Here is an 18,982-nt window from a genome sequence, read left to right on the forward strand (position 1 = left end):
CCCGACTAAATGTTTTTGAAAAATTTTGATTAATAAAAAAGCCTTGGCACGTGGAAATGCCAAAGCTTAAGCGTTTTTGACACGTTCCTACGCAAGTATTAGCTTACAGGTTCAAAGGGTCTGAAATACTTTCATCTCAGCCAAAAAGGCACCCCTCGTGTTATCGCTTTCAATTATAGCGTATTATACTATTGATTACAATGCTGGGTTAATAAAGATGCTATCTGTATACGCCATAAGTACTAGTATTTTAGCTATTATTAAAAATATGCTAAAAAGCAAAAAAAGCATAGTGATTATAGTTAATTTTGAATAAAGTGTAGTTAGTAATAATTAACAGTTATTTAATTTGGAGGAAAGCAAATATGAAATTTACGGATGAGCTGCACGAAGCAGGAACGGCATTGTGGCATAAAAGTATGGTGCATCCCTTTATTAAGGAACTACAAAGTGGCGAACTCCCGATTGCCACTTTTAAATTTTACTTGTTGCAGGATCGCTATTATTTAAGAGAATTTAGCAAGTTGCATGAATTAATTGCAGCAAAAACGGATAATCAGGAAGTAAAGGAATTTTTACTGGCAGGGGCACAAGACTTGAAAGACGTTGAAATATCAGTGCGCGGCCATTTTTTTGAAGAATTAAACATAACTGCGACTGAAATTGCTGCAACTCCAGTGGCGCCAACAGCTTATAACTATGTTAACCATATGCATATGACATTAAAGCGATCTGGTGTTAAAGCAGCGGTCGCAGCACTTTTACCATGTTACTGGCTCTATCAGGAAATTGGCCAAAAAATGGCAGAAAAAGGTTCACCGGTTTCTTATTATCAGGAGTGGATTGATACTTATGATGGCGATTGGTATGGCGCCAATGTAGCCAAAATGCTGCATTTAACCAATTCTTTGGCTGAAAGTGCCACTAATGAAGAACTTGAGCAAATGCAAACTGCATTTGTACGCAGCAGCTATTATGAATTGCAGTTTTGGCAGATGGCTTATGAAAAACAAGATTGGAAGTAACTTTTGCAAAAAGTACTTTTATTTTGTAATAATGCAAATCGGAAATTGTAATTTTAAGTTGAATACCCTACTTGATTTGATAAATGCAATTTACAGCCTGCCAAAACTATTGGTAAAGATTGGAACGATGTGCTAGTTAATAGTAAAAAACAAGAAAATTCTACTAAGCGGAGATACAATTAAATAAAGACAAAACAGATAGTGTTGTGATTTCCAATAAGCAGGTAATGCAATCCACAGGTATAGAACTTGAATAGCACTACTTTAAAATCTAATATCTCTTTTTACCATATATCACTATAAAAGTGATTAAATATGGTATAATATAAGTACAGATATTGGAGGTTTTAAAATGAGTGCAACAATCGTTAAACTACTCAAAAGCAAAAATATAAGCGTCGCTAAAGTCGCTGAGGCCAGCAACGTCCCACTTAGTACTTTAAGAAACTCAATTGTTAAACCAATTGAGACCTGGTCAATTAGGGTCCTTAATGCCTTTGCAATCGCACTTAAAGAGAAGCCAGGAGATTTACTCAATATGCTAGAAACACAACCATATATTTTAGATATAAACGATGAAACGCAGACTATCCAAGGCGTTTTCATTGCTAATAAAGAAATTTACCAACAAATTAGAACTGTCGTGGAAGTCAACCACCTGGAAGGGTGGAATCCTACAGAATCAGATATCCAGGAATTATTTGATGAAGCTATCCAGCCTGATCCAGTAGTGGCTGAGCGCTTTGAAGAAATTTGGGGCAAGGATAATGAGTGATTGGATTAGTGAAACCTTGTATTCAAATGGCGTCCTAAAAAATAAGCTCCATATCCATGACTCAAAGGAGTTAGAGAAAAAGGAATATGAGCTATCCGCTCGGAATGCTTTGTTCTTGTTGCAAAAAAAGCCCCAAATAAACGATATCGGAGACCTTAAGAAGGTACACCAATTCTTATTTGGTGAACTATACGATTGGGCCGGTAAATATCGCCCCGGCAATTTCAATAAAAACGGGTATGAATTTTTTGATCATACCAGATTCGATTTTGCCGAAAAAGATATTAATAACATGCTGCACAAGCACCCCGCGGGCAAGCCTTTGGCTAACAAAGACTATGCTGAGCTGCTAGACGCAATTAATTTCATGCACCCGTTTAGAGAGGGCAACGGCCGTAGCTGCAAAGTTTTTCTTTCTGCATACGCGGCTAATCATGGCCAAGTAATTGACTATCCGCGAAGAAACAAAGAGATGATTGAAGCGCAAAATGAAGCTAACGTTGACAAAATTGCTAAACTGATTAAAGTTGAGAACACCCCCAGCCGCAATCGGGCGTTCCAAGTACTAGCCTCGCAGCAAAGTGCTGGAAAGACACTTAGCCAAGCCGAACTTGCCCAAAAATACGCTGAACAACAGAACAAAGAGCAGCAGGAGTTTGATCAAGATGAAGGCCTTGAATTAGAGTAGAAAGCAGGATAAATCAATTGAAGTATGAAGACAAATTCAGGCTAACGCCTGAAAAAAATAGACGCTTTGCCAAAACCAATCTAACCAAATTAGTCTTCACTAACTCACGCTTTGAAGGCCTGACTACCACTATGCCGCAAACCTAGACAATCATTGATGGTCTAGGCGTTGACGGCGTTCCAATCGATGATATTAATATTATTGTTCAATTGAAGCGAGGCTGGCAGTTTGCTATCAATGAAAAAAGCCCCTGGACTTAAACTTCGAAAAGAGGCTTAATGCGATTGTTGCCCGCGATACGGCGGCCTTTCCAGGGTATTTGCATAATGGTTCCAACTTACCGGGGCGAGTTTGAACCACCTATGATTGAAGAGAACAAGGAACTAATTTAGCCACAATAATACCCCCAAATTTGTTTGAACCACCTATGATTGAAGAGAACAAGGAACAGGAATATTTAAAGCAGCTGTTAGTCAGTGATCGTACCGCCACCGATAAGGCACTGACCCTGATGTATCACAATATGCGCCAGCAAATGGTTCTACGACGGTAACAAGCGAACTGCTCCAACCTGATAGTTCTGCCAAAGATGAAAAATTTCAATTTTGTCTTGCTTAGATAATTTAGACATAAAAATATGACCTGCAAAATTGTCTTAATTCAGGGTCATATCATTTACTACGCCTAGTAGCTTTTTTGTTATTAAAATTATTCCGATAGTCTATGATTTGATACGCTCATCATGCCATTCTAGAATCATCTTGACTATGGCGTTAGCGACATTCAAGTTTTTTAACAACGGTCCGTGGGAATAGGTACCGATAAAATTGCGGTAACGCAGGCCTTCGACGTGATCTTGGGGATTGTTGCCGTAGCCTTCAATCATTTCTCCTAAGGGATGCAACTTATCCTGATCTTCAAAATAAGTTTGCCCGGAATGATTTTCAAAGGCTTTGACTTCGCCCCATTCGCTCATGTAGCGGGTGTCGCCAATCATGCGCTTATCTGCCTTAAAAACGGTATGGAAAGGTAGAATATCTAACCCTTTGATTGTCACTCCAGCATTAGTTTTATAATATGTGCCCACTAGCTGATAGCCACCGCAGACGCCTACCATAGGTTTGCCTGCGTTAATATACTTTGTCAAAGTTTCTTTATGACGTGGTAAATCTTTAGCAACAACGGTTTGCTCAAAGTCCTGTCCGCCACCAAAAAAGACAAAGTCATAATCAAAAGCGTTAAATTGATCACCAAGAGAAATATTATCAACTTGTGTATCATAGCCCTGTTTTTTTAGCAAAAACCTGATAATTTTAACGTCGCCAGAATCACCGTAAGTATTCATCAGGTCTTCGTATAAATATGCAATCTTAATTGTTTTGTTTGCCATTGTTTACCAACCCCTATTATCTTGTTTAAAGTATATCTTAATAGTTAGAAGCGGGCAAAGAATAGTTATTTAAGATTTTGCTGCGCTGCAAAATGATTGATTGGACCGTATTTAGAACCAACTGCAATAGGATGGGCAATCGCTTCGTACGTGAAGTCCTTGGCTGTTTGAACGCTAGCGATAATCGAATGGCCTTTGGCTAATTCGGCAGCAATTACAGCAGATAGAGTGTCGCCTGTACCATTAATTCTATCTGTATTAATGAAAGGCTTGGTAAATTCGTGGAATTCGCCATCTGCAGTTAATAAGATGTCAGTCACTTGGGACTGCTGGGAGTTATCATGGCGCCCCTTCATTAAAACATTTTTAGCGCCCATTTCCTGCAGCTTTTTAGCACCTTGGCGAATTTCTTCTTTAGTATCTAAACTTAAGCCCGTTAACTTTTTCTGTTCATAAAAGTTAGGCGTAATAATGTCAGCCAGTGGCATTAATTGCTCAAGAAACGCTTGGTAAGCATCATCATCAAGTAGGGTATCACCGTGCTTAGTCATAATGACCGGATCAAGCACAATTTTACCCATGTCATATTTATGCAAATTGGCGGCAACACAAGCAATTACGTCCTTGTTAGCAAGCATACCGGTTTTAAGTGCATCAATTTTAAAATCATCGTTTAGGACATCAAACTGCTTTTGAATAAAAGGAATTGGCATGACTTCCTGGGCGTAAATTCCAGTAGTGTTACCGGCCACTGCGGCTGTCAAAAGCCCCATACCATAAACTTGCCTAGCATAAAAAGAATGCAGGTCAGCGGTCATTCCCGCACTACCATCGCTGTCATTGCCAGCAATTGTTAAAGCAATAATTTCTTTTTTCATTTTTGATATATCCCCATTTTAATAAAAGCTCTATGTAACCAGTATAACTTAAAACAAGCATAATGTTATAATAATTTCTTGTAAAAGCAAGGCCTAGTAGTAAAATGAAGATAAAACCGCTTTCTGTCGGAGAGGATCAAAGATGTTAAAAGAATATATTATGGCAATTGATGAAGGCACAACTTCAACCAGGGCAATGATAATTGACCATCAGGGCAGAAAAATTGCCTCTTCACAAAAAGAATTCCCCCAATATTTTCCCCAACCAGGCTGGGTGGAACATAAGGCAGAAGAAATTTGGCACGCAGTGCAAACAACAATTGCCAATGCCATCATCAATTCTGGAGTGCGGCCAGGGCAAATAGTAGGAATAGGCATTACCAACCAGCGTGAGACCACAGTAATTTGGGATAAAAAAACCGGCAAGCCCATTTATAATGCAATTGTATGGCAATCGCGGCAGACCACCGACTTAGCAGAAAAGCTAAAAAAAGATGGCTATAGCAATCTGATCCACAAAAAGACGGGACTGATAATTGACCCTTATTTTAGTGCCACTAAAATTCGCTGGATTTTGGATCATGTCGCTGGGGCACAAAAAAAGGCCGAAAATGGCGAGCTGCTATTTGGAACAATTGACAGCTGGCTTTTATGGAATTTAACTGCTGGTGAAGTTCATGTGACTGATTATACTAATGCTTCAAGAACGATGCTTTTCAATATTCATGATTTAACCTGGGATGAAGACATTTTAAAGCTGCTTAACATACCTAAAGTAATGTTGCCGGAGGTAAAGTCTAATTCTGAAATTTATGGCTACACCAAGTCTTATACTTTTTTTGGTGGACGAGTACCGATTGCCGGCATTGCTGGCGATCAACAGGCGGCTTTGTTTGGTCAGTTAGCCTTGAAGAAGGGCATGGTTAAAAATACTTATGGCACCGGCTCTTTTATAGTGATGAATACGGGAGAACAACCTACAGAGTCGGACAATAATTTATTGACTACTATTGCTTATGGCTTAAATGGCAAAATTTCTTATGCTTTAGAGGGTTCTATTTTTGTTTCCGGCAGCGCTATTCAGTGGTTGCGTGATTCGCTCAAAATGATTAAAACCGCGGCGGATTCGGAGAAGGCAGCCAGGCAATCAAAGTCTGAAAATGAGGTTTACGTGGTACCGGCATTTACCGGCTTAGGGGCACCGTACTGGGACTCCGAAGCTCGCGGTTCCGTCTTCGGTATTACACGTGGAACAAATGACAAAGATTTTATCAAGGCCACATTGCAGTCGCTGGCTTATCAAACGCGAGATGTAGTGGATACGATGCAAGTTGATTCAGGTATTAAAATTCCGACTTTGCGCGTTGATGGCGGTGCTTCCAATAATGACTATTTGCTGCAATTTCAGTCTGACATCTTAGGTATTAAAATTGAGCGTGCCAAAATATTAGAAACAACTTCAATGGGTGCAGCTTTCTTAGCTGGCTTAGCTGTGGGTTATTGGCAAAATGTCAATGAATTAAAGGATATTTTCGTAGTAGGTAAAACTTTTGAACCAAAGATGCCTGAAAGCGAAAAGGAACATTTGTATCAGGGTTGGAAAAAAGCCGTGAAGGCCACCCAAGTCTTTGCCCACGGTGAGTAGTTTTATAATAAAAGGAGGATAAGAAAGTGGCACATGATCGAATAATTGCATTAGATAGTCCGATGAACTTTCGCGATGTTGGAGGTTATCAAAGTGTAACTGGTCAGACAGTTAAATGGAATAAAATTTATCGTTCAGATTCACTCAGCTCTTTAACAGCAAGAGACCAGGTTAAATTAGCTAAGTTACGCGTCACTGTCGACTGTGACCTGCGCTCTGAATATGAAAAGTCCTCTTCACCTGATATGTCATGGCCCGATGTGAAATATGTTGATTTGCCCGTATATTCTGACAATATCAATGATGTGCAAAATAACCGGTCAATCTACCGCTTTTTGCATCATATTCCTGATATGCATCATAATTTTATTGGTCGGATTTATCAACAAACTCTGCTAAGTTCCCACAGCCAGGAAATGTTTGCCCGCGTTTTTGCGGAACTGTTGGAATTGCCAGAAGATGAAGCACTGGTTTACCACTGTAGTGCTGGTAAGGACAGAACGGGAATGGTATCTGCCTTGATCTTAATGGCATTAGGCGTAGACGATGACACTATTGCCCGTGATTATTTGTTAACCAATGAACTTTATGATTTTGCAGTTTCTCGGCAATTGCCGAGTAATGATGAAATTACGCAAATGGTCTCCAAAATGAACGTCACTAAAGGTGAGGGCATAGCAATTCGCGGCATTACGGAAACTGTTCGTGGCGGCTGGGGCGATTTTCCCACCTTTTTTAAAAAAGTATTGGGCTTTAATGATGATGACTTGGCTCAACTAAAACGAATGTACTTAGATTAGAGGCGAATCGTGATGGTAACCTTGCTTGATGTTGCTAAAAAGGCTAATGTTTCAAAGATGACAGTTTCGCGGGTGATTAATCATCCTGAACAAGTAACCGATGAATTGCGCAAATTAGTTGAACAGGCGATGGATGAACTGGATTATCACCCTAATTATGTTGCTCAGGCTTTGGTAAATAAGCGGACAAATGTGATTAAATTTGTCACCCTGGAAGATGTGGATACGACAGAGCCGTATTATATGAACCTGCTATTTGGCATTGCTCGCGGGTTATCTAAAAAGCAATATGCCATCCAACTGGTTACAGACAGAAATCAAATAGAAGATGGCAACTTTGACGGCTACCTGATTACTGGTGCCCGCTCCAGTGATTATGCTTTATTTGACAGCCTTAAAAAACCCTTTATTTTATTTGGAGAAAATCATCATGGCTATGATTATGTGGATAATAATAATCAGTATGGTGGAGAACTGGCGACAAAATATGCACTTTCGCGGTTATACCAAAACGTTATTTTCATTGGCATTGATGTCAGAGAGCCATTTGAGTATTCGCGTGAAACGGGTTATGTCAATACTTTACAGAAGCACAAAAAGGTCCCGCAAATCTACCGCATTGCTAATCACAGTCACGCTGCGCAAGAAGTAATCAAAAATAATTTCCACAAGTTTCCTAAAGATACTTGTTTTATCTGTGCCAGCGATCGTATTGCTACAGGAGTGGTCAGGCAATTGCAGGATGAAAAGGCTAAAGTTCCGGCTGACTTTGGTGTGATTGGCTACGATGGCGTTTTTCTGGATCAGGTTTCCAACTTGAAGTTAACTACCGTTAAACAGCCAATTTTTAAAATGGGTGAACTCTTGGCCAACATGCTCTTACGCAAAATTGATCAAAAAGGGTCTCCTCAAGGAGAGGCACTAATTAAGCCTTCCTTAGTTAAAAGAGAATCAACCAGGTAAAATATAAGTACAAGCAGAAATACACATAATAATCAGATAGCGGGCTTGATTACCATGTGTTTTTTAACGTCTAGTTTTTTTGAGGCAAAAAAAGTGAATGGCCAGACAATATGTCTGACCGTTCACTAACACTAAAGTAGATTATACTTCTACTTAATTAATCACAAACTACGGTAAAAAATATGAATAACAGATTTACTTTGCACCCATTTATTTTAGCACAGATTAGCTTAAAATATTGATTTTAATATGTATATTTTTACGGTATGAAATCCGCGCAAGAGAATTGTACTGATATAAATGAACTCACAAAAAATGCCAAAACAATTTTTCAAAAAAAGTTTTGGCATTAATTATTTAAAAATAAATATATCTTGCTTTTCCCAAATTTCACACATTTCTGGGATTTTGAACAATAATTAAATTGTCCAATACCAAAATTTTATTATGGAATTAAGCAAAAGGCAAGTAAGAATGATATAACCCCCAAATTTGTCCTAAATTTGGGGGTCATATTTTTTTGAGAAAAATTAATTCTCTCAGACTCTAATAAATGGTTTTAATGTAAGATTACTTTCTTTATTATTCAGGTTTGTAATCAGGATCAATAATTAAAACAGGTTTGATTGTTTTACCAGAAATTGAATCAGCATTAGCCTGATTAATATCTTCAAATTGATAAAACTTTTCAGTCTTATCAAACGGAAACTTCCCTAATTGATAAAATTCAAGCAGTCTTGGTATGTCAACTTGTGGAATGGCATCACCCATGTTAACGCCAACCACTTTTCTATCATCTACACAAAGATCGTTCCAAGTAGAAATAGTCAGGTTCTGAGCTGTTACGGCAATTGCTGCGCAAGTGCCGCCCTGTGCCAACGCCTCAACAGCATTTTTAATAACGCCAGAAACACCAGTAGTATCAACTGTCCAGTCAACGCCATATCCACCAGTTAATTCCTTGATCTTGGCAACTGGGTCTTCTTCTTTACTGTTGATTGTGTGTGTGGCACCCAATTCTTTAGCCAATTCAAGCCGCTCTGGAACAACATCAACTGCTATTACTTTAGTGCAGCCGCTGATTACACCGGCCATCATTGCGGCTAATCCTACCGCACCTGTACCAAAGACAGCAATAGTATCGCCTGGTCTAGCTTTCAGAGTATTGAAAACAGTACCAGAACCGGTAACGTAGCCGCAGCCGAGAGGGCCAACCTTGCGCAAGTCGATACTATCAGCAATTTTTACTGCATTTCTCTGATCAACTACAGTAGTGGTAGTGAATGATGATTGGTTAAACATATCACAAATTCTGTGACCGTCTTTTTGGAAATGATCATCACCATCTGCACGGACACCGGAAAGATTATAGTCGCTATAATGACGGCATTGGGTTGGGATCCCCTTTAAACAATTATCACAAATACCATCAGCGTAGAAAGATAAAATTACGTGATCGCCTACACTGAAGTTTTTAACTTGGTCACCAACTTTTTCAACAATTCCGGAACCCTCATGTCCTAGAATTACCGGGTAGCCAACACTTGAATCACCTTTGCGCAAGGCTTCATCTGAGTGGCAGATTCCGCTTGCTACCATGTGAATTTGCAAGTCAGTTGGTCCTACTTCGTGTAAATCAATATTGTCTTCGATCTCAAACGGATCGCCCATTTTTTTAACAACAGCAGCTTTTATTTTCATAAAAAAATCCTCCTTACCTGTTAGCGATTTCAAGATTATTGTGAACCTGTACACATAAAAATGCAATAGTTTTTTAGGAAAAAATATACCTGAATATACCGCACTACGCTAATTTAATTGAACTAGCGGCAATATTTTCTGATAGCGGTAACATTGCCATTACCATTGCCTCTCACCAGCTTTCTCAGCTAAACTTTAAGTGGAGGTATAAATTTATGACGCACTGGTATGAGCATGCAATAATTTACCAAATTTATCCCAAGTCTTTTCAAGACAGTAATGATGATGGTATTGGTGATTTAAATGGAATCAGGCAGAGATTACCTTATTTACAACAGCTCGGTATTAATACTATTTGGCTAAATCCTGTTTTTGTTTCACCGCAGGTTGATAACGGCTATGATGTGGCAGATTATTTTAAAATCGATCCCCGAATGGGAACAATGAAAGACATGAAAGCTCTAATTGCTGCTTGTCATCAAGTAGGGATTCATGTGCTTTTAGATTTTGTTTTAAACCATACTTCTGATCAAAATGAATGGTTTCAAAAGGCCAAAAGTGACCCGCATAGTCAATACCGCGACTACTATATTTTTGCAGGTGCAAATAATCAGCGTCCCAATAACTGGGGCAGCTTTTTTGGCGGCAGCGTTTGGGAACCGGATCCGGCAGGTACGGGCCAATTTTATTTCCATTTGTTTGACAAGCACATGCCTGATTTAAACTGGCGTAATCCTAAAGTAAGACAAGAAATGCTCAAAATTGCGGAATTTTGGCTGGCTCAAGGAATAGATGGCTTGCGCCTTGACGCTTTTATTCATATTGCCAAGACAGATTTACGGCAAAGTTTTCCGGTAAAGGAAGTTGCAAACGAAGATGACCAAACGGTAGTTGCCGAACCCTTTTTTGCTAATTTGCCCCAAGTTCAGAAATGGCTGCGACCATTTTGTGAGCAGATAAAAAAGGATTATCCGGAAGCTTTGCTTTTGGGGGAAGCTGCCAGCGCTAATGTTAACTTAGCAGCGGATTATACGGCAAAAGACCACCATCTTTTAGATAGTGTTGTTACTTTTCGTTATTTTAAGGATGATCAAGGGCACATTGATCCTAACTTGCCTGCAGATTTTCAGCCTAAAGGACTTGACTGGGATGCTTTTAAAAAGACACAGGTTATTTGGCAGCAAACTCTGGCGCAGGTTTCTCAGCCTACATTATATTGGAGCAATCACGACATGCCGCGACTGGCTAGCAGAATAGCAAGAACTGAAACACAGACACGCAGCTTGGCAATGTTGATGTATTTGCAACGAGGAATCCCTATTATCTACTATGGCGAAGAATTGGGCTTAAAAAACCTGCTTTTTACTGCTGAAGAAGAGTTTAATGATCAAGAGGTGGAAGGCTTTATCACGAAAGCTGCAGATTGGGGTCTAACAAAAGCAGCAGCACTAAAAATGGTCAGCCAAGCCCACAAAATGCCGGCACGAGGGCCGATGCCGTGGACAACTAAAGAGCCAAATTATGGTTTTTCAAAAGTGAGACCATGGCTTGAAGGTCAAAGCCAAAATAACGCTAATGTTCAGGCCGAACTGGATGACCCTGACAGTATGTTTAACTTCTACAGACATCTGATTAGTTTGAAAAAAACGGCTTTGTTTCAATCAGGTAGTTTTTACTTGTTAGCAACCGCTAATGACAGCTACGTTTACCAGCGGGATTTAGCAAATGATAGTGCAATCGTGGCTGTTTCACTAAGCAGTCAAAAATTAAAAATTAAAATACCTGGTGAATATAGGAAAGTCATGCTAACTGCCGGACAGCATTATTTAAATAATGATGAATTAATTTTGATGCCGTATTCTGGTGTGGTTTTAAGTAAATAATGGAGGAAAAAATGCAATTAGCAGCCCTGAAACATAGAACAGAAAGCGAAGACTGTTTTGTCATTAGTCAGCACCATGTGCGGATTCGGTTCCATAGTGCCAAAAATGATGTTAAAAAAGTAATAGTTCATTATACTGATAATTATCTTGATACCAAGACTGATAAAACCGTGGCCATGACTAAGGCGGGACAAGGGCAGGTAACTGATTATTGGATAGCAACTTTGAAAGCTCCTTATCGCCGCCTTAAATATACTTTCGAAGTCATTGGCCAGGATGACAGCCATAAAATTGTTGGAGACCGCGGGATTAAAGACTTTACCGCAGCAAATTTAGCAGCTGACAGCAGCTACTTCAAATTGCCTTACTTGCATGAAATTGATCAAACCAAAACCCCTGACTGGGTTAAAAATACTGTTTGGTATCAGATCTTTCCTGAACGCTTTGCCAATGGTGATAAAAATAATGACCCTCAAGGCACGAAACCCTGGAATCCGCAAGATCATCCCGGACGAGAAGATTTTTACGGAGGCGACTTACAGGGGATTATTGACCATCTGGACTATTTAAAGGAACTGGGCGTTAATGGGTTATACCTGTGTCCGGTCTTTAAGGCCAGTTCCAATCATAAGTATGATACGATAGACTATCTGCAAATTGACCCTGATTTTGGTGACAAGGATTTGTTTGCCAAGTTTGTGAGTGAAGCTCATAAAAGGGGAATGAAGGTAATGCTGGACGCTGTCTTTAATCATTTAGGCGGTCAGTCAATGCAGTGGCAGGATGTAATCAAAAATGGCACTAAGTCGCGGTTTGCATCCTGGTTTCATATTAATCATTTTCCAGTTAAACCATATCAAGGACCTGAGGCAGGCGGACCAAATTATGATACCTTTGCTTTTGAAGGACAAATGCCGAAATTAAATACTGCCAATCCTGCAGTCCAAGATTTTCTGCTGGAAATCGCAACTTATTGGGTAAAATATTTTGATATTGATGCCTGGCGGCTGGATGTTGCTAACGAAGTAGACCATCATTTTTGGCGAAAATTTCATGATGCGCTTACTGCAATTAAACCGGACTTCTATATTGTAGGTGAAATTTGGCATAGTGCACGGCCTTGGCTCAACGGTGACGAGTTTTCTGCAGTGATGAATTATCCGTATACTTTACAGATTGAGGAACATTTTCTGCACAAAACAAAAACAGCCCAGGAACTAGTTGCGGCTCTTACTGATCAACTAATGATGTACCGCGACTGCACGAATCAGGCCATGATGAATATGCTTGATTCTCATGATACCGCCCGTTTACTGACGCTTGCAGGTGAAAATAAAGCGCTGGCTTTGCAAACCCTGACTTTTATGTTCGTGCAGACTGGCAGCCCGTGCATTTATTACGGTACTGAAATGGGAATGACGGGAGGAGAAGATCCCGATTGCCGCAAGCCAATGGACTGGCAAAAAGAGGGCACGCCTTTTTGGTATAAAGTGCAAAAGCTGATTGCTTTTAGAAATAACCATGCTGCTACTTTAGGTAACGGCACAATCAGTCTAAGCGTTACGTCTAACGGCTTAATCAAAGTTAAGCGAATTGGTGCAGAAAAGATCACTGCTCTTTTTAATACAAGTCCTGATAAGATTGCTGTTGCCACAAACGGCCAGGTAGTATTAAGTCAGAATTTTGCAGCTGGACAACTTGCCGAGCACGGATTTGTCATTGAACTTGCAAATTAATTTTAAAAACAACTAGTTGGTGCTGGTTGTTTTTTTAAAACATGATTCTGATACCGTTAACAGCGATTTTGCTATTGTCAAATACCCCTTTTTTGCGAATAATGAAAGCGTAAACAAAAACCTCACCAAAGAGGGAGCGAAAGTAAATGAAACGAATTTTTGAGGTTGACCCATGGAAAGTTGCCACACACAAGTTTTCCCCGGTGGATAAAAGGCTGCAGGAAAGCATTACTGCGATTGGCAATGACTATATGGGGATGCGCGGTAATTTTGAGGAAGGATATTCTGGCGATCAACTGCAGGGTACATACTTAGCAGGTGTCTGGTTCCCAGATAAAACGCGAGTAGGCTGGTGGAAAAACGGCTATCCGAAATATTTTGGCAAAACCATTAATGCCCCCAGCTTTATTGGAATTGGCATCACGGTTAATAATGAAAAAATTGACTTAGCCAAAATTAAATTTACAGATTTTTATTTTGAATTAGATATGCATCAAGGCTTGCTTAGCCGCAGTTTTATTTATGAAGGTGCAGATACTAAAGTTAAGTTTGAATTTCAGCGTTTTTTACACATCAGGTTAAAAGAAGCGGCTTTAATCACTGTTAAAGCTACTGTACTTGCAGGTCAGGCAGAAATTGAGTTTAATTCAACGCTTGACGGTACAGTTACTAATGAAGATAGTAACTATAATGAACATTTTTGGCTTAGCTGCAATGAGAATGCTGCAAAGCGTTCTATTCAAGTTATAACCAAGCCTAATCCTTACGATGTGCCTCAATTTACGGTTTTATTAAAAGCAGGCCTGAGAAATAATAATCATGTTGTTAAGGGTACTGTTAAAACTGCAACTGCAAAGTTAAGTGAGAAGTTGGCAGTTACTTTAAATGCTGGAGAAAGTTACACTTTAGAAAAAGATGTGATCGTAATTACCAGTCGTGATGTAGCACCCGAAAAGCAAAGTGATCGTGCGGATGAGTTGATGCAACAATTGCAATCAAAAAGCTTTGCAGAAAATTTGGCTGATCATACTGCGGTTTGGCAAAAGCGTTGGACTAAAAGTGATGTGGTTATTACCGGCAATGATGAAGCGCAACAGGGTATTCGTTTTAACATTTTACAGTTATTCATGACATATTACGGTGAAGACAAGAGACTTAATATCGGTCCTAAAGGTTTTACTGGTGAAAAATATGGTGGAGCCACATATTGGGACACAGAGGCTTTTATCTTTCCGATGTATCTATGTATTACTAAGCCGAATGTCACGCGGGCGCTATTACAATACAGGCATGATCAACTTGACGGTGCTTATTATAACGCCCAGCAACAAGGCTTAGCCGGAGCGCTTTTCCCGATGGTAACCTTTAACGGGATTGAATGTCATAACGAGTGGGAAATTACTTTTGAAGAAATACACCGTAATGAAGATATTCCCTTTGCAATCAAACAGTATACTAGTTATACGGGAGACGAATCATACGTTAAGAACGAAGGCATGGATGTCCTGGTAGGCACTGCCAGATTTTGGGCTGATCGAGTCCATTATTCTAAATGGCGGCATAAATATGTTATCCACGGAGTAACAGGACCTGATGAATACGACAATAATGTTAATAATAATTGGTTTACCAACATTATGGCGCAATGGGTACTGCAATATACTTTAGAGCGACTGCCACTTGCGGATAAGGCTGCTCAAGAGCGTTTAAACGTAACTAAAGAAGAAAAGTCAAAATGGCAGGACATTATTGAAAATATTTATTTGCCTGAAGATAAAGAACGCGGCATTTTCTTGCAGCAAGATGATTTTTTGGATAAAGATATTAGACCGGCTACAGAAATTCCACTTGACCAAAGACCAATAAATCAGCATTGGTCTTGGGATAAAATTTTACGGTCACCTTTCATCAAGCAGGCCGATGTATTGCAAGGTATTTATTACTTGGATGACAGGTTTACTAAGGAACAAAAAGAGCGTAACTTTGCATTTTATGAGCCGTTGACGGTGCATGAAAGCTCCCTTTCCGCTTGTATCCATTCAATTTTGGCAGCGGAATTAGGGCGTAAAAAGCAGTCAGTAGAATTTTATGAACGCACGGCACGCCTAGACCTCGATAACTACAATAATGATACGAATGACGGCCTACACATTACTTCGATGAGCGGTTCTTGGCTGGCAATAGTCCAGGGATTTGCTGGCATGCGTTATGGTCACAATCAATTGAGATTTAATCCTTTTGTGCCAGATAATTGGACCGGGTATAGTTTTAAAATTAATTATCGCGGCCGCTTAATTCAGGTAGAAGTGACGCAGCAGGAGACATGTATTACGTTAATTAGCGGACAAGAGTTGACAATTTTAGTTAAAGAGCAAAAGGTTACTTTAAAAGAGGGTGAACAAAATTGCTTAAAGGCCTGATTTTTGATTTAGATGGTGTGCTGACAGATTCAGCCAAATTTCACCTGGCAGCGTGGAATAATTTAGCTCAAGAACTGGGAATTAAATTAACCAGCGCGCAGTTAGATTCTCTGCGGGGAATATCACGGATGGATTCTCTTAATTTAATTCTGAAGTATGGCAAGCAGGAAAGTAAGTACACTGAGACCCAAAAAGAAGAATTTGCGGCAGAAAAAAATGAAAAGTTTTTAGAGCAGGTTGAAACCATGACGCCAGCTGATATTTTGCCCGGAATTACAGAATTATTAGCAGACGCCAAAAATGCAGGTCTGACAATGTGTATTGCTTCTGCTTCTAAAAATGCCCCCAAAATCTTGAGTAAGCTGGGTATTGCCGCTCAATTTGATCAAATTGTTAATCCCGCTTTGCTGAAACGCGGCAAGCCGGATCCGGAAATTTATCAAAAAGCACAGCAATTATTGCAGCTGCATAATGATGAAGTAATTAGCTTTGAAGATGCAGCTGCCGGTGTTGCAGCAATTAAGGCCGCACACCAGTTTGCAGTAGGAATTGGAGATAAACAAATACTTAAAGGAGCTGATTATATCGTTAAATCTACAGAAGAATTAAAGCTGGATAAAATTGTGGCTGTATTTAAGAAAAATAATAAGAAAGTAGGTTAAAGATATGGTTGAAGTTGACTTAAACCATATGTGTAAAAAATATGAAGGCAATGATCACTATTCAGTGAAAGACTTTGATTTACACATTAAAGATAAAGAATTCATTGTTTTTGTCGGCCCCTCAGGTTGCGGTAAATCAACTACTTTAAGAATGATTGCGGGATTAGAGGACATTAGCAAAGGTACTCTTGAAATTGATCATAAGGTAATGAATGATGTGGCACCCAAAGACCGTCACATTGCCATGGTTTTCCAGAACTACGCGCTTTATCCGCACATGTCAATTTACGATAATATGGCGTTCGGCTTGAAACTACGCCATTATCATAAAGATGAGATTGATAAAAGGGTACAAAATGCTGCTAAGATTCTTAATTTGCGTGAATATTTAGATAAAAAGCCGGCAGAGCTTTCTGGTGGTCAAAGGCAAAGAGTTGCACTAGGACGGGCAATAGTGCGGGATGCTCCCATCTTCTTGATGGATGAGCCGCTGTCAAACTTGGATGCGAAACTGCGTGTTTCCATGCGGGCAGAGATTGCCAAGCTGCATCAGAACTTAGGTACAACTACAATTTACGTTACTCATGATCAGACTGAAGCTATGACCTTGGCTGACCGGGTAGTCGTAATGTCAGTTGGTAAAATTGAACAGATTGGGACACCGCAGGAGGTATATAACCACCCAGTTAATCAATTTGTCGCCGGCTTTATCGGTTCACCGCAAATGAATTTCTTTAATGTCCACTATCACGACGGTCAAGTCACTGATGGCAAGGGCCTTAATCTGGGAATACCTGAAGGCAAGTCAAAATTGCTTAATGAGCAGGGTTATAATGACCGCGACTTGATACTGGGTATTCGGCCGGAAGATATCCACGCAGAAGAGGCCTTTTTAGAAACTTGGCCTGACGCAGTGGTCGAATCTGAAGTCGTTGTTTCTGAACTCTTAGGCGCTACTATTCAGCTTTACCAAAGAGTGGATGAAACAGAGTTTGTAGCTAACATCAATGCCCGGGATATTTATCAACCAGGGCAAAAAGTCAAGATGGGCTTTGATTTGAACAAAGCACACTTTTTCGACAAGGATACAACCTTGGCGGTAGTTAATTAAGGGAATAAAATCAGTGACTTCAATTGTCATTGATATAAAAACATGTTGTTTTATATTAGGAGGTAAATAACATGAGTATTTGGAAGAAAGTAGCTTTAGGAAGTACAGCAGTTTTAGCTGCAATGTCACTTGCAGCATGTTCTAATGGTAAGTCAGATTCCTCATCAAGCAGCAGCAGTAATCAAAATACCAAGCTGAATTTATGGGTTGATACTAACCAGGTATCATACTACAAGAAAATTGCCAGTGATTTTACTAAATCACATAAGAATATTTCAGTGCGCGTTACGCAAAGTCCAACCGGATCAGCTAATGCTAAAACTGATGTGGGTAAGGACCCTTCAAAAGCAGCCGATGTTTTTGAAGCACCAAATGATCAATTAGGCCAACTGGCAGATTCTGGTTATATTAACCCGCTGTCACCAAAAGATAGTAACAATATCAAGTCTAATTACATTGACGTTGCAGCTAAAGGTGTAACTTGGAAAGGCAAGATCTATGCTTATCCATATGCACAACAGGCACAAACAATTTATTACAACAAGTCTAAATTATCAGCAAGCGATGTAAAAGACTGGAAGACTTTAACTTCAAAGGGAGTTGTGGCAACAGACTTTACTAACGCATATGTTATGTGGCCGGTATTCTTCTCTGCTGGTACAAAGCTTTATGGTGACAGTGGTGAAGATTTGAAGGGCTCAACCTTTAATTCTGCTAAAGGTGTTAACGCATTGAAGTGGTTTGCAGAGCAAAAGAATAATAAGGGCGTAATGCAGACCTCTAATGCTTTGAACCAATTAAAGAAGGGCAACGCTCAAGCCATCTTGGATGGTCCTTGGAACGCAGCTAATATTAAGAAAATTTTAGGTAAGAACTTTGCTGTTGCTAAGTACCCAATGATTAATGTTGGTGGCAAGAATGTGCAAATGCAGGCCTTTTTGGGAATCGAAGGGTTCGCTGTTAATGCTCATACTAAGAACCCTAAGGCTGCATCACAATTAGCAGCATTTATTACAGATAAAAAGTCACAATTAATTGCGCACAAAGAAGCTGGTCAAATCCCTGTTCTTAAGGAAGCAGTTAATGACCCAGTAATTAAGAACGATCCAGTTGCTGATGCGGTTATTGAAATGTCTAAACCTGGCAATTCAGTCTTAATGCCGAAATTACCACAAATGTCTGTCTTCTGGAACGATGTTCCTCCTCTAATCAATGGTGCATATGATGGTAAAGTTAAACCTGATCAATATAAAGCACAACTTGATAAATTAGCTAAGCACTCATCAAAGAAATAGTTAATTAAAA

General features: G+C 39.6%; 17 protein-coding genes and 1 riboswitch. Of the genes, 14 read left to right on the forward strand and 3 right to left on the reverse strand.

The annotated features are described in order from the left end of the window. Positions 1 to 67: 67 nt before the first annotated feature. A riboswitch (TPP riboswitch) is annotated at positions 68 to 166 on the reverse strand. Between the two features lie 199 nt (positions 167 to 365). The 5 genes from tenA (at position 366) to ACFQ32_RS03565 (ending at position 3,041) form a co-directional block, all read left to right on the forward strand. Further along, positions 366 to 1,025 (forward strand): thiaminase II, encoded by a 660-nt coding sequence (tenA, locus tag ACFQ32_RS03545; RefSeq protein ID WP_046325655.1) that lies wholly within the window; start codon positions 366 to 368, stop codon positions 1,023 to 1,025. Between the two features lie 352 nt (positions 1,026 to 1,377). Next, positions 1,378 to 1,800 (forward strand): helix-turn-helix domain-containing protein, encoded by a 423-nt coding sequence (locus ACFQ32_RS03550; RefSeq protein ID WP_052724676.1) that lies wholly within the window; start codon positions 1,378 to 1,380, stop codon positions 1,798 to 1,800. After that, a complete protein-coding gene (locus ACFQ32_RS03555; RefSeq protein ID WP_071290286.1) occupies positions 1,793 to 2,488 on the forward strand; it encodes a Fic/DOC family protein in 696 nt (231 codons plus the stop codon). Before ACFQ32_RS03550 ends, ACFQ32_RS03555 begins: the two co-directional genes overlap by 8 nt. Before the next feature lie 17 nt (positions 2,489 to 2,505). Further along, entirely contained in the window at positions 2,506 to 2,634 is a 129-nt protein-coding gene (locus ACFQ32_RS03560; protein WP_258328331.1) for a hypothetical protein, read from the forward strand. A gap of 266 nt (positions 2,635 to 2,900) precedes the next feature. Then, entirely contained in the window at positions 2,901 to 3,041 is a 141-nt protein-coding gene (locus tag ACFQ32_RS03565; protein WP_379906972.1) for a hypothetical protein, read from the forward strand. Positions 3,042 to 3,209: 168 nt separating this feature from the next. Here the strand turns inward: ACFQ32_RS03565 and ACFQ32_RS03570 are convergent, their stop codons facing one another. Both ACFQ32_RS03570 and thiD read right to left on the reverse strand, forming a co-directional pair. After that, the gene (locus ACFQ32_RS03570) at positions 3,210 to 3,878 is read right to left on the reverse strand and encodes a type 1 glutamine amidotransferase (RefSeq protein WP_046325654.1); all 669 of its coding nucleotides are present in this window, start codon (positions 3,876 to 3,878) and stop codon (positions 3,210 to 3,212) included. Between the two features lie 65 nt (positions 3,879 to 3,943). After that, on the reverse strand, positions 3,944 to 4,756 hold the full coding sequence (gene thiD, locus ACFQ32_RS03575) for a bifunctional hydroxymethylpyrimidine kinase/phosphomethylpyrimidine kinase (RefSeq protein WP_046325653.1): 813 nt from the start codon (positions 4,754 to 4,756) through the stop codon (positions 3,944 to 3,946). A gap of 142 nt (positions 4,757 to 4,898) precedes the next feature. Here thiD and glpK point away from each other — a divergent pair, with 142 nt between their 5' ends. Genes glpK through ACFQ32_RS03590 form a run of 3 tightly spaced genes read left to right on the forward strand, consistent with a single transcriptional unit; the run spans position 4,899 to position 8,164 of the window. After that, positions 4,899 to 6,401 (forward strand): glycerol kinase GlpK, encoded by a 1,503-nt coding sequence (gene glpK, locus ACFQ32_RS03580; RefSeq protein WP_046325652.1) that lies wholly within the window; start codon positions 4,899 to 4,901, stop codon positions 6,399 to 6,401. Between the two features lie 26 nt (positions 6,402 to 6,427). Further along, complete coding sequence (locus tag ACFQ32_RS03585; RefSeq protein WP_046325651.1) at positions 6,428 to 7,201, forward strand: tyrosine-protein phosphatase; 774 nt, start codon at positions 6,428 to 6,430, stop codon at positions 7,199 to 7,201. Positions 7,202 to 7,213: 12 nt separating this feature from the next. Continuing rightward, complete coding sequence (locus ACFQ32_RS03590; RefSeq protein ID WP_046325650.1) at positions 7,214 to 8,164, forward strand: LacI family DNA-binding transcriptional regulator; 951 nt, start codon at positions 7,214 to 7,216, stop codon at positions 8,162 to 8,164. Positions 8,165 to 8,746: 582 nt separating this feature from the next. On the opposite strand, the gene ACFQ32_RS03595 is transcribed toward ACFQ32_RS03590, so the two are convergent. Continuing rightward, entirely contained in the window at positions 8,747 to 9,865 is a 1,119-nt protein-coding gene (locus tag ACFQ32_RS03595) for an NAD(P)-dependent alcohol dehydrogenase (RefSeq protein ID WP_046325649.1), read from the reverse strand. Between the two features lie 215 nt (positions 9,866 to 10,080). Between ACFQ32_RS03595 and ACFQ32_RS03600 the strand changes: the two genes are divergently transcribed. The 6 genes from ACFQ32_RS03600 to ACFQ32_RS03625 all read left to right on the forward strand — a co-directional run bounded on the left by ACFQ32_RS03600 (position 10,081) and on the right by ACFQ32_RS03625 (position 18,972). Further along, on the forward strand, positions 10,081 to 11,748 hold the full coding sequence (locus ACFQ32_RS03600; protein WP_046325648.1) for an alpha-glucosidase: 1,668 nt from the start codon (positions 10,081 to 10,083) through the stop codon (positions 11,746 to 11,748). A gap of 11 nt (positions 11,749 to 11,759) precedes the next feature. Next, complete coding sequence (locus ACFQ32_RS03605) at positions 11,760 to 13,484, forward strand: glycoside hydrolase family 13 protein (RefSeq protein WP_046325647.1); 1,725 nt, start codon at positions 11,760 to 11,762, stop codon at positions 13,482 to 13,484. A gap of 146 nt (positions 13,485 to 13,630) precedes the next feature. Then, complete coding sequence (locus ACFQ32_RS03610) at positions 13,631 to 15,904, forward strand: glycoside hydrolase family 65 protein (RefSeq protein WP_046325646.1); 2,274 nt, start codon at positions 13,631 to 13,633, stop codon at positions 15,902 to 15,904. Beyond that, on the forward strand, positions 15,889 to 16,566 hold the full coding sequence (gene pgmB / locus ACFQ32_RS03615; protein ID WP_046325645.1) for a beta-phosphoglucomutase: 678 nt from the start codon (positions 15,889 to 15,891) through the stop codon (positions 16,564 to 16,566). Before ACFQ32_RS03610 ends, pgmB begins: the two co-directional genes overlap by 16 nt. A gap of 4 nt (positions 16,567 to 16,570) precedes the next feature. Next, positions 16,571 to 17,677, forward strand: a complete 1,107-nt coding sequence (locus tag ACFQ32_RS03620; protein ID WP_046325644.1) for an ABC transporter ATP-binding protein — start codon at positions 16,571 to 16,573, stop codon at positions 17,675 to 17,677. Positions 17,678 to 17,748: 71 nt separating this feature from the next. Continuing rightward, complete coding sequence (locus tag ACFQ32_RS03625; protein ID WP_046325643.1) at positions 17,749 to 18,972, forward strand: extracellular solute-binding protein; 1,224 nt, start codon at positions 17,749 to 17,751, stop codon at positions 18,970 to 18,972. The last annotated feature ends 10 nt before the right edge of the window (positions 18,973 to 18,982 follow it).

The organism is Lactobacillus melliventris (genome assembly GCF_042679465.1).
Lineage (GTDB): Bacteria > Bacillota > Bacilli > Lactobacillales > Lactobacillaceae > Lactobacillus > Lactobacillus melliventris.